Genomic DNA, 14,491 nt, shown 5'->3' with positions numbered 1-14,491 from the left:
TGGCTGAGGGCGCGCCTTACCAGTAAGTCACGTCTGTGGCGACGATTCCGGTGCACTGTCCGGTGAAGATGGTCACCGAGCAGGCCTCCCACAACCGGGACAGATCCGAGAACAAGCTCGACACTCCGCTCGAGCTACCGGTGCTCGCGCTTCCGGTATCGGCCACCGCGACTGCCGGCGACGCGATGGCGATGACTGCGGCTCCCAACACAACAGCAATACGACGCTTCACGCTGTTCTCCTCTTCTCTTCCATCGGACATGGTTCGCTCGACACGCTAACCTCGCGTCCCAATTGTCACAATCGTCCGAACGAACGATGCCGGCCGTCAGAGCTCGAGGGTTCGGGCACTGACGAAGCGCCTGGGCTCACCGGTCAATGGGTCCGTGAAATTCAGCGCTCGGGCGAGGAGTTGCAGCGGCCGGGTGAAGTCCTCGGCCGGAACCGAGGTGAACACCGGATAGTACGGGTCGTTCACGATGGGAATCCCCAACGAGGACAGATGGATTCGCAGTTGATGAGTCTTGCCCGTCTTGGGGAACAGTCGATACCGGGCGACAGTGCCGATTTGATCGATCAGTTCGATCAAAGTCTCGCTGTTCGGCTCCCCCGGCTCCTCGTACGCCGTCATCACCCCGTGTTTTTTCAGGATTCTGCTGCGCACGATGCGCGGAAACTCCAGTGCTGCATCGAATCCCGCAACGGCCTCGTACTCCTTGGTGACGTTACGGGAGGAGAAGAGTTCCTGATACGGCCGTCGGGCATGTTTGGTCTTGGTGAAGAGCAGCACCCCTGCGGTGGCGCGATCGAGTCGGTGCGCGGGCGTCAGGTCCGGGCAGTCGAACTGCTTGCGCAGTCGCACGGTCGCCGTTTCGGTGACGTGCCGACCACGCGGGATGGTGGCGAGGAAGTGCGGCTTGTCGACCACCAGCAGGTCGTCGTCCTCGTGCAGGATGCCGATCTCGAACGGAACCGGAACCTCCTGCGCTGGAACACGATAGAAGTACACCTGACTGCCGGCGCGATACCTCGTGTCGATGGAGATCGGCCGGCTCTTCTCGTCGACCACTTCGGCGTCGAGCACGGCCCGCCGCCAGTCGTCCTCGGGCAGCTCACGTTCGAGATACTCCACGATCGTGATGGCCGAATCACCATGCGGCAAAAGCAATCTCAACGGAGCGAGACCGTCCCGGAAGGGCAGCATCGTCAGGCGCAGTCGAGACAGATCAACCGCAGACCACGGCCGGCGTCGCCGTCGAAGTCCTGGTACCGGGACGTCGGATTGCCGCAGGCACTGCAGCGACCGATGACGGCGGTGTGATCGGAGAAGTTCTGCGCCATCCGCTTGTCGAAGACGAAGAGCGAGCCCTCCCAGAGCGCGTCGTCGCCGAAAGTCTCTGCGTACCGGACGATTCCACCGTCGAGCTGATACACCTCCTCGAACCCGCGCGCGACCATCAACGATGACAGCACCTCGCAGCGCACTCCCCCGGTGCAGTAGGTGACGACCGGGGACTGCTTCAGGTGGTCGTACGCACCGGAGTCGAGTTGGGAGACGAAATCCCTCGTCGTCTCGACGTCGGGCACCACCGCGTTCTTGAACTTGCCGATCTGCGCCTCGAACGCGTTGCGCCCGTCGAAGAAGACGACGTCGTCGCCGCGGGAATCGACGAGCTCGTGTACCTGCTGCGGACTCAGGTGTTTACCGCCGCCGACCACTCCGTCGGCGTCGACCTTCAACTCGCCGGGGGCACCGAACGTGACGATCTCGTCGCGCACCCGCACGCTCAGGCGCGGGAAGTCGTTGCCGAGCCCCTCGGACCACTTGACGTCGGCGGCCTTGAAGGCCGGGTAGCTGCGGGTGCCACGGACGTACCGTTTGACGTCGTCGACGTCACCGCCCACCGTCGCGTTGATGCCGTGCTCGGAGATCAGGATGCGTCCGGTCAGATTGTTCGACGCGGCCAGCGTCTGTTGCCACAACCGGATCGCCTCGGGATCGGGTAGCGGAGTGAACACGTAGAACAGGACGATTTTCGGTACAGCCACGCCGACCAGTATGGCGCGTTACCCGGCAGGTGGTGCCGCCGCCCGGACTCGCTGGGTGCCGGAGTCGACGGTGAAGCCCGCTCCCCAGTAGACGCCGGTCTGCGGATCCTCCTTGGCGGTGAGGAACCAGTGGTCCATCCGAGCCGCCGTCCTGGTGACCTCGAAGACGCCGAACCCGTGACTGTCCAGGTCCACGAACTTCACGTGCTGGTTGAGCGCCTTGAATGCCTCCTCGGCGACCCGGCCCAGCGTGTGCGGCGGAGTACGCGTCAGGTCGTCGATGTTGGCCGAGCTGACCGAGGTGACGACGAGCTCCGTGGCAGCAGGCTCGGTGGTTGCGTACTGCGCCGCGTCGAGGGGTACCTCGCAGGCCCAGGCCGAGTGGATGTCGCCGGTGATGAAGACGGTGTTGTCGACGCCCGCGTCCACGATGGCACCGAGCAGCTTGCGGCGGTCGGCGGTGTATCCGTCCCACGGATCGGCGTTGTACGGCAGACCGCCCTCCGGGATCCCGAGAAGCGAGGTGACCGCCCTGGCCGCGTCCCGGTCCAGCGGCGGGATGAGAGTGGGCGTGATCATCACCGGATTCCCGACGATCTTCCACTGCGTCGGCGACGAGACGATGCCGTCGGTGAGCCACTGCATCTGCTCCGCGCCGGTGATGGTCCGGTTGGGCGAATCGACCTCGGGCCCGTTGAACGGCAACACCTGCTGCGAGCGGTAGGTGCGTAGGTCCAGCATCGACAATTCGAGGAGGTTGCCGAACCGCAGCCGACGGTAGAGGTGACGGTTGGTTGCGGTGCCCGCCGCGCGCACCGGCATCCACTCGTAGTACGCCTGCTCGGAATTGGCCTTGCGGGTGGACCAATCGCCCTCGGTGCCCGGAGTGTGATTCTGTGCGCCGGTGTCGTAGGCGTCGTTGGCAGATTCGTGGTCGTCCCACGTGCAGATCCACGGCACGCCGACGTGCGCGGCCTGCAGATCTGGATCGGACTTGTACTGCCCGTGCCGCTGACGGTAGTCGGCAAGGGTGACGATCTCGTGGGTGGGCGAATGCTGCCGGATCACCCCGTCGCGGCCCGGAAATCCGCCGGTTTCGTACTCGTAGATGTAATCCCCGAGATGGACGATGGCGTCGAGATCTCCTCGGGCGGCCAGGTGCCGGTACGCGCCGAAGTAGCCCGACTCCCAGTTGGAGCACGAGACGACGCCGAAGCGCATCGCATCGATATCGGCGTCGTTGGCCGGTGCGGTGTGCGTCGTCCCGACGGCCGATGCCGCGTCGTTCGTCCGGAAGTCGTAGAAGTACGTGGTGTCAGCGCTGAGCCCGTCGACGTCGACCTTGACGGTGTGGTCGGTGGCGGGGCCGGTTTCGACGGTTCCGGAGGCGACGATGTCACCCATGTCCGCGCTGCGGGCAACACGCCACGTCACCGATACCTGCGGGCCGACGCCGGAGCCCGGGGTCGCGTCGGGCGTGGGGGTGATGCGGGTCCAGAGCACGATCGCGTCGGGCAAGGGATCTCCCGACGCCACCCCGTGCAGAAAGCCGCGGTCACTGCCCTGCGCGTGGGCGATCGCCGGCAGTGTCGTGGCGACTCCGGCCACCGCGACGGCCACCGACGACGAGCGAAGAAACGTCCTTCTGGAAAGCGCAGACTCAGCGTGCATCGGGTCAGTCCATGCGATGGATGGTCGGTGGTCAAGTAAGGCGCGCCTGGGTCGGCCACAGTGTTCACCGGCCGGCCATGTGCCGGACGCTGGTTTGCCTTCGTCGCTGCGGGAGAACACTCCGGGAATGGACGCTCTGTGGTTGTTCGGTGATCAGCTCGGCCCGCACTTTCACTCCGTGGACGAGAATGCGGATCGAGAAGTGCTGATGATCGAGTCCAGGCGCGTGTTCCGGCGTCGGAGATACCACCGACAGAAGCTGCATCTCGTGTTGTCGGGGATGCGGCACCTCGCTGACGAGTTGGGTGATCGCGTCACCTACCTGCAGACCGAGACGTATCGCGAAGGGTTGGCCGAGTACGGCAAGCCCGTGGTGGTGTTCGAGCCCACCTCGCACGCGGCGGAGAAGTTCGTCGCCGCCTTGCACGAGGAGGGGCTGGTCTCGGAGATTCTGCCGACGCCGATGTTCGCGCTTCCCCGCGCCGATTTTGCGGAGTGGGCAGCCGAGCGTGGCACCTTTCGGATGGAGACGTTCTACCGCGAGCAACGCAAGAAGTTCGGTGTACTGATGGACGGTTCCGAACCGGTCTCCGGAAAGTGGAACCTCGACGCCGAGAATCAGTCACCGCCGCCGAAGGGACGCCTGACGCTGGGCGTGGAGGAACCGTGGTGGCCGACCGAGGACGCGATCGACGAGCAGGTGCGCGCCGACCTCGACGACTGGGACCTCGACACGGTCGGCGTGGACGGACCTCGCGTGTTCGCGGTGACTGCTGCTGAGGCGTCGGATGCGTTGGCGCACTTCGTGAACTATCGCCTGTACGACTTCGGCAAGTACGAGGATGCCGTGATGGCTGACGACTGGACGATGTCGCACTCGTTGCTGTCGGTGCCACTGAACCTCGGCCTGCTGCAACCGCTGGACGTGGCGCACGCCGCCGAGGACGCCCACCGAGACGGCACACCCTTGGCGAGCGTCGAAGGGTTCGTGCGGCAGATCCTCGGTTGGCGCGAATACGTGTGGCATCTGTACTGGCATCTGGGACCGGAGTATCTCGAGCGAAACAAGCTCGAAGCCCATGAGCCACTACCGGATTGGCTGACGGAGTTGGACGGTGATGCCGTGGTGGCGAAATGCCTGTCCAGCACCGTCGACGGCGTGCGTGATCGCGGGTGGGTGCACCACATCCCACGACTGATGATCCTGGGAAACTTTGCGCTGCAACACGCCTGGGATCCGCGAGCGCTGACCGAGTGGTTCGCCACGGCTTTCGTCGACGGATTTGCCTGGGTGATGCCGGTGAACGTCATCGGCATGAGTCAACACGCGGACGGCGGGGTGATCGCAACCAAGCCGTACGCCTCGGGCGGGGCGTACCTGAACCGCATGACCGACTACTGCAAGCCGTGCGAATTCAACCCGAAAAAGCGACTGGGCGACGACGCCTGCCCCTTCACCGCCGGTTACTGGGCATTCGTGCACCGGCATCGAGAGATGTTGGCGCTCAATCACCGTACGGCGCGGCAGGTGTCGTCGATGAACCGATTGAGCGACTTGGAGCAGGTGCTGGAACAGGAGCGGCAACGCGAGGTGTACTGACGCATCAGGAAACGCACCGACGTTCGGGTGCATTTGTCACAGCAAATTGGCCGAGACGTGCGATCTTCGGGTGCCGCGGGTCCTCTACCATGACGCACCGACAGGTTCGGGTTCTCGAATCCTTATGCAGGGCAATAGTTTTCGATTGCACTATGGTTGCCAGTCGAACGCACGTTCGATACACTTGCTTCCATGACCACGGAGATCTGGCAACTGAGCGAGAGCGAACTGCTCGCCGACGCCGCCGCGGTCTCCCACCGAATCCAGTTGTTGGAGGCCCGCCGGATCTCTCTCGTCGGCGAGATCGACACCCGCGTGAGCCGAGAGAAACTCGGCTTCCCCGGACCCGCCGGCTGGCTGACCTCCACCACCCTGCTCTCACCGTCCAAAGCCACCAAGATCGTCGCCCTCGCCCGCGGCATGGCCGCGTTCCCCGACATCGCCGACGCCGTGAACACCGGCGTCATGACCATCGACCACGCCGCGCTGATCCTCACCTTCGCCGAAACACCACCGGAGAACCTCCTGGAAGAGGGTCGCGTTATGGCCCGCGCCGCCTTGATCAAGGCTGCGACAGGACCCGACGCGCGCACCGGTCGGATCCGTGCAGCGATCACCAGACTCGAAGACAGCTTCGGCAACAAGAAACCACCCTCCGAGAACACCGACCGCAACGAACTCTTCGCCTCCACAACCCTGAACGGGCGGCTGGTGTTGAAAGGAGATTTCGATGCGATCACCGGAGAAAAGCTGCTCACCGCCCTCTCCCCGCTGACCGAACCCCACCCCGCCGCCGACGGAGCCGGGACACTCAAAATCGCAGACGATCGCAGCCCCGCCCGGCGCAGAGCCGACGCCTTCGGACACATCCTCGACCAGTATCTCGCCTCCAGTGATCGCCCCATCGAAGGCGGAGAACGCCCCCACCTGAACCTGCACATCCGGTTACAGGACCTCACCGACCTCCAGAACTGCGGAGGCGAAGACGACATCACCGACGACGAAACCTCACGCGCAGCAACAGAATCCGACACCGACACAGTCGATCCCGTCGACATCAACACCGGTGGCCCGATTCACCCCGACACGGCAGAACCGGACGCGGCGGATGAACCCGAGGCCGGCAGCGCTGCGGGAGCGGCCGCTGATCGCGGCGCGTATCGAGACTTGTTCGGCGACGGCGCTTCGGTCGGGTGGCTGCCGTGGATGGGACCGCTCTCCCGCAACACCTCCCGCCAGTTGGCCTGTGATTGTGTTCTCACTGCGATCGTGATGGACGAGAACGGCAACCCGTTGAACCTCGCCCGCACCGCCCGCACCGTCACCGCCAAACAACGCAGAGCTCTCACCGCCCGCGATCACGGCTGCGCGTTCCCCGGCTGTGGAAAACCCGCCGCCTGGACCGAAGGACACCACATCTGGCATTGGGGTGACGGCGGACCCACCGACATGAACAACCTCGTCCTACTGTGCGGATTCCATCACCGACTGATCCACCATTCGGATTGGGAAGTGTTCATCGGCACCGACAACCACCCGTGGTTCGTACCACCGGCAACCGTCGACCCCTACCGACAACCCAGACCGTCCCACGCCCGAGCAGGCCCCCACATCGCGTGAGCCTCAGGAAAGACACCAGCCCCGCACCGAGAACACGGTGCGGGGCTGGAAAAGATTGTTCGACAGACTCATTCGAGTGAAGCAAGGATCGGTCACCGCGGTCGTGCCACATCACCTCGAGCAGGTGCTCGAACGGGAACGTCGCCGCGAGATGTACTGACCTAGTTTGCGTCGAGCTTCGCGACAGCCTCGTCGATCATCGGCACATATCGCTCGAGTGCCCACGGCACCGTCAGCGGATTGATGATGGACGATCCGGTGACGAACGACTGATCCGTCGGCGCCACGACCGAACCGCGGGACACGGCCGGGATCTGCTTGTAGGCAGGCTGATTCTCGGTGTCGGTGCGGTTCTGCGGATCCGAGTAGAAGGTGAAGATCAGGTCCGAGTCGTTCAACAGATTCGCGTTCTCCAACCCGATGACCGCCGAGTCGGTGCCCTCGGTCTCGTCGAGCGTGTTCACCACCGGATCGACCTGCAACCCGAGTGCTCGCACCATCGCGACGCGTTGCTCGTCGGCAAGAAACACTCCCAGCGTCCCGGGCCCGGTGTTGTAGATGTACGAGAAACTCACCCCGGCATATTCGGGGTGCTCGCTGGTGGCGTCGGCGAAGCGGCCCTTGATCTTCTCGATCTCGTCCGCCGCCTTCGCTTCCTCCCCCATGGCCTTGCCGATGACGGTGATCTGGTCTTCCCAGGTGATCGTCCACGGCTGCTCCTCGTACGCGACCACCGGTGCGAATGCGCTCAGCTTGTCGAACTGATCCTGCGTGACGCCGGACCACGGGGCCAGAATCAAGTCGGGTTCGAGGGCAGCAACGGCTTCGATGTTCAATTCGGTTCCACCGGTGAACTGTTGGGGAAGTTCGGCACCCAACTCGGTCACCGCGTCGTGAACCCACGGCAGATACCCGGTGTCGTCGGCACCCCACGAGTACTCCTCGACGCCGACGGGCACGGTGCCCAGCGCGATCGCCGTCTCGGCCGAGCCCTGCCCCAGAGTCACGATGCGCTCCGGCTTCTCGGTGATGACGGCCTGACCCAGAGCCGAATCGATGGTGACAGCGGCAAAGTCGCCGCCGCCATCCTGTTCGGGCTCGGCAGTATCGGCAGAGGAGCACGCCCCCACCACCAGGGCCGCCACGGCAAGCGTGGACAGCAGGGTTGCACGGCCGGTAGTGCGTCGACCGGCCGGTGACACTGAGAACATGGTTACCTCTCGACGAACCAGCGGGAATCAAAGTAAGACTAGGCTAACCTACAAGATCCGTTCAAATGCGCTGCCCGGCGGCCATTCGCTACGGTGGGTCGCATGAGCCTTCCTCGTCCAGCACCCGACCGGACCGCCGTCGTGACCGGAGCATCCTCGGGCATCGGGGCCTCCATCGCCCGCGAACTCGCCTCCCGGGGCTACGGCGTCACCCTCGTCGCTCGGCGAGCCGACAAGCTCGAAGACTTGGCACAGGAGATCCGAGCACGGGGAGTCCGAGCCGAGGTGCTCGCAGCAGACCTCTCCGACCGCAGCGCTCGCGCCGAACTGCTCGGCCGCATCACCGAACTCGGCCTCATCCCGGACATCCTGATCAACAACGCCGGACTGTCCACCCTCGGACCGGTCGCAGAATCGGACCCGGCGGCGGAAATGAACATGATCGAGGTCGACGTGGTCGCCGTTGCGGACCTGTGCACCCGATTCCTCCCCGGCATGGTCGAGCGCCGACGCGGCGCACTGCTCAACGTCGCCTCGACTGCCGCGTTCCAACCTCTGCCCGGACAGGCCGGCTACGGCGCGTGCAAGGCATTCGTGCTCTCCTACACACAGTCGCTGACCGGTGAACTGCGCGGAACCGGCGTCACCGCCACCGCACTGTGCCCCGGACCCGTACACACAGGATTCGGCGAGGCCGCAGGGTTCGCGAAAGACGATGCAGAGAAGGCACTTCCACCCACCATGTGGGTCGAGGCGGACACAGTCGCCAAGACTGCCGTCGACGACATGACCAAGGGGCGCATGGTGTCGATTCCGGGAGCGGCAAACCGCATCGGATCCATCTTCGCGCAGATCACACCGCGAACGGTGTTGGTGCCCATGCTCACTCGCATTCACCCCGGCCTGGGCAAGAACGCCCGCAAGGGAGCCTCGTCATGAGTCGCGAACTCACCGTCTCGGACAGCATCGTCGTCGCTGCCGATCCGAACACGCTGTACGCCGCGATCAGCGACCCCACGCGCATGGGTGAGTGGAGCCCGGAGAACAGAGGTGCCACCGTCCACGAACCCCGCGAGAGTGCCTACGTGGGAATGGTGTTCGACGGAACCAACAAGCGCGGCCGGGCGAAGTGGGTCACGCGCTGCACCGTCACCGCGGCCGATCCTGGCAAGACCTTCGAGTTCCGCGTCCATGCCATCGGCAAGAGCGCTCCGAAGATCAAGGGCGCGAACGCAACCTGGCGATACGACTTCGAATCGGTCGCAGGTGGCACGAAAGTGACCGAGACCTGGACCGACGACCGGACGAAGTGGCCCGACGCGCTGGCTCTCGTGTTCGACAAGATCGTCACCAGCGGTAAGACGTTCCCGCAGTTCCAGCGTCGCAACATTCGCAAGACGCTGGAGAATCTGCAGAAGGTTTGCGCCTGATTCTCAGGCCTGCCGGGTGTACAGGCCTAAAACGCACGACGCCTGCCCGGCATGCTGAAGGTCGTCGGACACCACCGACACCAGCCGTGCACCCAGCGTGACCGGCGGGTCCCAGTTCTCGTCGACGATTCGATCCAGATCGTCCGTCGAGATACTGCTCAGGTACGCAACCGTTTTCGAGTGCACGGCATCGTGGTACTCGCGCAGGAGTTCGGCGCTGGAGGTGACCTCGGCGACGTCCTCTGACGACTGGCCGTACCCGATATCGGACCGGTCGAACGGGAGACCGAAGCGCTCGAACCACGAGTCGGAGTTCCACAACTGCTCGCTGCCTGCCACTCCGGCGATGTGGTCGTCCTGCACCCGCGTCAGGTGCCACAGCAGCCACGCAATGCTGTTGGCCTCGGAGTCGGGCCGGTAGGTCAACGCTGCGGCGGGGATGTCGTCCAGTACCGAGTGGACGAGTTCCTTGATTCGGCCGAACGCGTCGGTGAGCAGTTCGTTGTGATTCATGCGATCCGTTTCTCCTGTGACAGCACTGATGACCACTCATGCATACCCCCGATGGGGCCGCAGGGAACATCGGGGCGGTCCGAGCGCGTTGGACCGGATATGACTGCTCCAGCGATTGTGTACACCCGCACCGGCGATTCGTCCGTCCTCGAACTGAAAGATCGCGAGGTGACCGAGCCCGCCGCAGGCGAAGTTCGGGTCCGCATCATGGTCTCGGGCGTCAATCCGACGGACTGGAAGAACAGGACCGGCTCGGGGCCGGGTGAGAAGCTGGCATTCGACGAGGTGGTACCGAACCAGGACGGTGCCGGAGTGATCGACGCTGTCGGCCCCGATGTCGAGGGGCTTGCCGTCGGAGATCGCGTCTGGGTCTACCTGGCCCAACATCAGCGCCCGACCGGTACCGCCCAGTCTTTCTCGATCCTGCCTGCCTCCCGAGTGGTTCGGCTGCCCGATGGCGTCGGATTCGACGTGGGCGCAAGCCTCGGGGTGCCCGCGATGACGGCGCACCGCGCACTCACCGTCTCCGAGGACGGACCCACGCGGCTGCACCCGGGTACGCTGGACGGCAAGTCGGTTCTGGTTGCCGGTGGTGCCGGTGCCGTCGGCCATGCCGCGATCCAGTTGGCCCGCTGGGCGGGCGCGACCGTGGTGACGACGGTCAGCGGACCGGAGAAGGGCGCACTGGCGACCGCGGCGGGCGCGCACCACGTGGTGAACTACAAGACCGGCGATGCCGCCGCCGAAATTCGTGAATTGGTTCCTGCCGGAATCGATCTCATCGTCGAGGTGGCTCCCGCACAGAACGCCGCACTCAACGCTGCCGTAGGAGCGAACCGCGCCTCCATCGCGGTGTACGCCAACAATGGCGGCGACACCGTGACCCTCGACGTTCGGCCGAACATGGTCCTCAACACGCGCTACCAGTTCGTCCTCCTCTACACCGTGGGCGACGAGGCTCTTCGCAACGCCGAGGCGGACGTCAGCGCGGCGGCAGCAGCGGGCGTGCTCGAGGTGGGCGAGGCCACCGGTCTACCGCTGCACCGCTTCTCGCTGAGCGAGACCGCAGCGGCACACGACGCCGTCGAGAACGGAACCGTCGGCAAGGTGCTGATCGACGTCTCCAGCGAATAACTCAGGTGATGACCGGCAACGTGGACCAGGGAAAATTGATCCACTTGTCGGTCTCTCGCCACGAGTAGTCGGGCTGCACAATGGTTCTCGGCTTGGTGTAGATCACGGCCGACCGCACCTCGGCGGTATGCGCCTTCAGTAGGTCGATGACCAGAGCCAGTGTGCGGCCGGAATCGGCGACGTCGTCGACAACGAGCAACTTCTTGCCGACGATTGCGTCGGTGTCCAGAAGTGGTTCGAGGACAACAGGATCGGGCAGGGTCTCCTCGATGTCGGAGTAGAACTCGACATTGAGGGTGCCCGCCGCCTTGACGCCCATCGCGTAGGAAATCGCACCAGCGGGAATCAGTCCGCCGCGAGCGATCGCGATGACGATGTCCGGGACGAACCCGTCGTCGACGATCTTCTCGGTCAGGTCACGCGAGGCGTCTCCGAACGTCGCCCACGTCAGTACTTCACGTTCCTGTTCGGTCATGGAGCATCACTCTACCCAGCACCGAATTTTGCCGATCCAGCAAAGATGTTTGCGTGAAGGCCTGACAGCGGGCAGTCTCGAACCATGGCCGACCACACACATACTCACACTCATGCCGCCGACGGGACCCACGTGGAACCGGATTTCGAGAACGGCGCCTTCGACGAGGCGTTCTGGGACGACCTCTACAACCAGCGCACCACCATCTGGAGCGGCAATCCCAATGCCGTGTTGGTACAGGAAGCGTCCGAGCTGACTCCGGGTCGCGCACTGGACATCGGCTGCGGTGAAGGTGCGGACTCCCTGTGGCTGGCCGGCGAAGGCTGGAACGTGACCGGCGTCGACATCTCCGATGTCGCTCTCGGCCGGGCTCGCACGGCGCAGCAGGCGCTGGAGCCGCGAACACTCGCGGTGGAATGGCGTCAGGAAGACGTTCTGGACTGGACTCCCCCTGCCGCGGCGTTCGATCTGGTGTCGGTGCACTTCCTGCAGGTGCCGCCGGACGAGCTCGCACTGACCACGCGCAGGTTCGCGGCTGCTGTCGCACCGAGGGGACGTCTTCTGATCGTCGGGCACAGTCCGAGCGACAGCCACGCCTCGCAGCACCCGGCCAAGAACCGGCTGTTCGCTCCGGAACCGGTGGTCACCGCGGCGGGCGACGGGTTCGAGCAGATCCATGCCGAACACCGCACTCGTACGACGCCCGACGGCGACGAGCGAATCGACACGGTGGTGGTATTGCAGCGCCGGTAAACTCGGGCGGTGTTCTCGCAGTCGACGTATCGAATTCCCCTGGCCGTCACCTTCATGGTGGCGCTGATCGTGCTGTTCACCCCCGCGTCCGGGGTGCCGTCGGGATTTCAGCACAGCGACAAGATCATTCACTTCGTGTTGTTCGCGGTCCTCGCGTACACCTCCCGCCTGGCCGGAATCGACTGGGTCAGGACCGCGCTGTGGGTACTGGCATTCGCGGCGATCTCGGAGGTCCTGCAAGCGATTCTGCCGCTGGGACGCTCCGGATCGGTCGCCGACGCTCTCGCCGATGCCGCCGGAGTTGCTGTGGGCCTGGTCGCGGCGAGCCGGGTACTACCGCGGCCCGTCGGAAATGCCGCGGACCTGCACTAGACTGTGTCTGCACCGGGTTTCCCCGGCCTGCGCGCACACTCCGGAAGGAACGCCATCACCTCGTCCTCTGCCCCGCACGATATCTACCTCGTTCCACCGGAGCACGAGACCAATGATGCCGTCACCCGAGAATCCGCAGCGTCCGCAGCACGCCTGAGCGAACGATCCGACGTGGTCAGCCACGACGGCCGCTACGCACTGACGATCACCTCCACCACCCCGCACCAGGCGATGGTCGAGGATCTGCTGTTCGTCCGCGCCGTGCTCGACGCCGCCCGCATCAAGTATTTGCTCGTCCGCGGCAACGACGAACGACCGGTCATCGCCATAGAACTCGCTGCCCGGGACGCGCTCACCACCGCATTGGTACACGCCTGCCGCGCCGAGCCGTTCTACTCCAAGACCGTCGACGCCCGCGGGAAAGCCGTGCTGGTTGCCGACGGCACACTCTCACCGTCGGCCAACGCCAGGATCGTGCGGCTGTACCGTCCGCGAGTCGAACCGTTCAGCGGGTTGTACTACGGCGCATCGACGGCAGTGCAGATCGAACTGTGGTCGTTCTCGCCGTCCGAGATCGTGCTTCCGATCGAGAATTCGCTGACCCGTCGCAACATTCGGCCCGACGAGGCCGTCCGCGGAACGGTCGAACGCTTCGGCAGAACGTGGCCGACAATCGAGAACATGTTCGCCGACCACGCGTCGGACATCAATTTCGACATCGACATCGTGTTCTCCTGGGTCGACGGCTCCTCGGCAGAATTCCAGGCCCAGCGCGCGCGGCGGATGGCGAACTACGTCGTCGGTGAGGGTGACGACTCAGCAGCCCGCTACCGGCAGATCGACGAACTGAAGTATGCGCTGCGGTCGATTCACATGTACGCACCGTGGATCAGGCGCATCTTCGTGGCCACCGACTCGGCGAGGCCTGCATGGCTCGCCGACCACCCCAAGGTGACGTTCGTGCCGAGCGAGGCCTTCTTCGTCGACACATCCGTTCTGCCGACCCACAATTCGCAGGCCGTCGAAAGCCAGCTGCACCACATCCCCGGATTGTCCGAGCACTTTCTGTACTCGAACGACGACATGTTCTTCGGTCGACCGGTCAGTCCGTCGATGTTCTTCTCCCCCGGCGGAATCAGCATGTTCATCGAAGCGACGACCCGAATCGGGTTGGGCTACAGCGACGCCGACCGCAGCGGCTTCGAGAACGCGGCGCGGGTGAACCGTCGAATCCTGCAGAACCGATTCGGAATGACCACAACCCGGCATCTCGAACACGCGGCAACACCGCTGCGGCGCAGCGTGATGCAGGAGATGGAGAACGAGTTCCCGGACGAGTTCGCCTCCACCGCGGCGAGCGCGTTCCGGGCGAGCACCAACATCTCGGTGACCAACTCGCTGTACCACTACTACGCGCTGATGAGCGGTCGCGCCGTGGTCCAGAAGGACGCCAAGGTCCGGTACATCGACACCACCACCGTGGCCGGTCTCGACCTGATGGAGAAGCTGCTCCCCAAGCGCTCGGTGGACTTCTTCTGCCTCAACGACGGCAGCTTCCCCGAGGTCGACCTGGACCTGCGCACCCGAACGGTGACACAGTTCCTGGACAAGTATTTCCCCATCGTCGCGCCCTGGGAACGGGCGAGGACCGACGAACGCTGAT

15 protein-coding genes are annotated in these 14,491 nt (G+C 64.6%); 8 read left to right on the top strand and 7 right to left on the bottom strand.

Features of this window, described 5'->3' with window-relative positions; all coding sequences use genetic code 11:
* Positions 1–16 precede the first annotated feature (16 nt).
* The 4 genes from R3P95_RS13155 to R3P95_RS13140 form a co-directional block, all read right to left on the bottom strand.
* The gene (locus R3P95_RS13155) at positions 17–232 is read right to left on the bottom strand and encodes a hypothetical protein (RefSeq protein ID WP_149407980.1); all 216 of its coding nucleotides are present in this window, start codon (positions 230–232) and stop codon (positions 17–19) included.
* Positions 233–328: 96 nt separating this feature from the next.
* Entirely contained in the window at positions 329–1,204 is an 876-nt protein-coding gene (locus tag R3P95_RS13150; RefSeq protein WP_317548535.1) for a pseudouridine synthase, read from the bottom strand.
* 2 nt (positions 1,205–1,206) lie between these two features.
* Positions 1,207–2,049, bottom strand: a complete 843-nt coding sequence (trhO, locus tag R3P95_RS13145; protein WP_300520889.1) for an oxygen-dependent tRNA uridine(34) hydroxylase TrhO — start codon at positions 2,047–2,049, stop codon at positions 1,207–1,209.
* 18 nt (positions 2,050–2,067) lie between these two features.
* Positions 2,068–3,720, bottom strand: a complete 1,653-nt coding sequence (locus R3P95_RS13140; protein ID WP_317548534.1) for an alkaline phosphatase D family protein — start codon at positions 3,718–3,720, stop codon at positions 2,068–2,070.
* A 127-nt stretch (positions 3,721–3,847) separates the two neighbouring features.
* Here R3P95_RS13140 and R3P95_RS13135 point away from each other — a divergent pair, with 127 nt between their 5' ends.
* The gene (locus R3P95_RS13135) at positions 3,848–5,320 is read left to right on the top strand and encodes a cryptochrome/photolyase family protein (RefSeq protein WP_317548533.1); all 1,473 of its coding nucleotides are present in this window, start codon (positions 3,848–3,850) and stop codon (positions 5,318–5,320) included.
* A gap of 192 nt (positions 5,321–5,512) precedes the next feature.
* Positions 5,513–6,940: an HNH endonuclease signature motif containing protein gene (locus R3P95_RS13130; protein ID WP_317548532.1), complete on the top strand. Its 1,428-nt coding sequence runs from the start codon at positions 5,513–5,515 to the stop codon at positions 6,938–6,940.
* Positions 6,941–7,101: 161 nt separating this feature from the next.
* On the opposite strand, the gene R3P95_RS13125 is transcribed toward R3P95_RS13130, so the two are convergent.
* The gene (locus R3P95_RS13125; protein ID WP_317548531.1) at positions 7,102–8,151 is read right to left on the bottom strand and encodes an iron-siderophore ABC transporter substrate-binding protein; all 1,050 of its coding nucleotides are present in this window, start codon (positions 8,149–8,151) and stop codon (positions 7,102–7,104) included.
* Positions 8,152–8,253: 102 nt separating this feature from the next.
* Between R3P95_RS13125 and R3P95_RS13120 the strand changes: the two genes are divergently transcribed.
* Together R3P95_RS13120 and R3P95_RS13115 are read left to right on the top strand one after the other, a co-directional pair.
* Positions 8,254–9,090, top strand: a complete 837-nt coding sequence (locus tag R3P95_RS13120; protein ID WP_317548530.1) for an SDR family NAD(P)-dependent oxidoreductase — start codon at positions 8,254–8,256, stop codon at positions 9,088–9,090.
* Positions 9,087–9,581 (top strand): SRPBCC family protein, encoded by a 495-nt coding sequence (locus R3P95_RS13115; RefSeq protein ID WP_317548529.1) that lies wholly within the window; start codon positions 9,087–9,089, stop codon positions 9,579–9,581. The genes R3P95_RS13120 and R3P95_RS13115 overlap by 4 nt, the downstream gene beginning before the upstream one ends.
* 3 nt (positions 9,582–9,584) lie before the next feature.
* On the opposite strand, the gene R3P95_RS13110 is transcribed toward R3P95_RS13115, so the two are convergent.
* On the bottom strand, positions 9,585–10,094 hold the full coding sequence (locus R3P95_RS13110; RefSeq protein WP_317548528.1) for a mycothiol transferase: 510 nt from the start codon (positions 10,092–10,094) through the stop codon (positions 9,585–9,587).
* A 99-nt stretch (positions 10,095–10,193) separates the two neighbouring features.
* Between R3P95_RS13110 and R3P95_RS13105 the strand changes: the two genes are divergently transcribed.
* Positions 10,194–11,228, top strand: coding sequence for an NADPH:quinone reductase (locus R3P95_RS13105; protein ID WP_317548527.1), 1,035 nt, complete (start codon positions 10,194–10,196; stop codon positions 11,226–11,228).
* Position 11,229: 1 nt separating this feature from the next.
* Here the strand turns inward: R3P95_RS13105 and R3P95_RS13100 are convergent, their stop codons facing one another.
* Complete coding sequence (locus tag R3P95_RS13100) at positions 11,230–11,703, bottom strand: phosphoribosyltransferase (protein WP_300518190.1); 474 nt, start codon at positions 11,701–11,703, stop codon at positions 11,230–11,232.
* Positions 11,704–11,787: 84 nt separating this feature from the next.
* Between R3P95_RS13100 and R3P95_RS13095 the strand changes: the two genes are divergently transcribed.
* The 3 genes from R3P95_RS13095 to R3P95_RS13085 all read left to right on the top strand — a co-directional run bounded on the left by R3P95_RS13095 (position 11,788) and on the right by R3P95_RS13085 (position 14,490).
* A complete protein-coding gene (locus tag R3P95_RS13095) occupies positions 11,788–12,456 on the top strand; it encodes a class I SAM-dependent methyltransferase (protein WP_317548526.1) in 669 nt (222 codons plus the stop codon).
* A 9-nt stretch (positions 12,457–12,465) separates the two neighbouring features.
* Complete coding sequence (locus R3P95_RS13090; protein WP_317548525.1) at positions 12,466–12,828, top strand: VanZ family protein; 363 nt, start codon at positions 12,466–12,468, stop codon at positions 12,826–12,828.
* 153 nt (positions 12,829–12,981) lie between these two features.
* Entirely contained in the window at positions 12,982–14,490 is a 1,509-nt protein-coding gene (locus R3P95_RS13085) for a stealth family protein (protein ID WP_188078858.1), read from the top strand.
* Position 14,491: the final 1 nt, after the last annotated feature.

Source organism: Rhodococcus cercidiphylli, assembly GCF_033042225.1.
Classification (GTDB): domain Bacteria; phylum Actinomycetota; class Actinomycetes; order Mycobacteriales; family Mycobacteriaceae; genus Rhodococcoides.
The sequence above is the reverse complement of the archived record's forward strand: the minus strand, read 5'-3'. Positions and strand labels throughout refer to the sequence as shown.

What these genes read in the sequence shown, in the direction of transcription:
- R3P95_RS13150 (WP_317548535.1), bottom strand. Translation starts at nt 1,204, where the DNA reads ATGCTGCCCTTCCGGGACGGTCTCGCTCCGTTGAGATTGCTTTTGCCG.
- R3P95_RS13140 (WP_317548534.1), bottom strand. Translation starts at nt 3,720, where the DNA reads ATGCACGCTGAGTCTGCGCTTTCCAGAAGGACGTTTCTTCGCTCGTCG.
- R3P95_RS13135 (WP_317548533.1), top strand. Translation starts at nt 3,848, where the DNA reads ATGGACGCTCTGTGGTTGTTCGGTGATCAGCTCGGCCCGCACTTTCAC.
- R3P95_RS13130 (WP_317548532.1), top strand. Translation starts at nt 5,513, where the DNA reads ATGACCACGGAGATCTGGCAACTGAGCGAGAGCGAACTGCTCGCCGAC.
- R3P95_RS13125 (WP_317548531.1), bottom strand. Translation starts at nt 8,151, where the DNA reads ATGTTCTCAGTGTCACCGGCCGGTCGACGCACTACCGGCCGTGCAACC.
- R3P95_RS13120 (WP_317548530.1), top strand. Translation starts at nt 8,254, where the DNA reads ATGAGCCTTCCTCGTCCAGCACCCGACCGGACCGCCGTCGTGACCGGA.
- R3P95_RS13115 (WP_317548529.1), top strand. Translation starts at nt 9,087, where the DNA reads ATGAGTCGCGAACTCACCGTCTCGGACAGCATCGTCGTCGCTGCCGAT.
- R3P95_RS13110 (WP_317548528.1), bottom strand. Translation starts at nt 10,094, where the DNA reads ATGAATCACAACGAACTGCTCACCGACGCGTTCGGCCGAATCAAGGAA.
- R3P95_RS13105 (WP_317548527.1), top strand. Translation starts at nt 10,194, where the DNA reads ATGACTGCTCCAGCGATTGTGTACACCCGCACCGGCGATTCGTCCGTC.
- R3P95_RS13100 (WP_300518190.1), bottom strand. Translation starts at nt 11,703, where the DNA reads ATGACCGAACAGGAACGTGAAGTACTGACGTGGGCGACGTTCGGAGAC.
- R3P95_RS13095 (WP_317548526.1), top strand. Translation starts at nt 11,788, where the DNA reads ATGGCCGACCACACACATACTCACACTCATGCCGCCGACGGGACCCAC.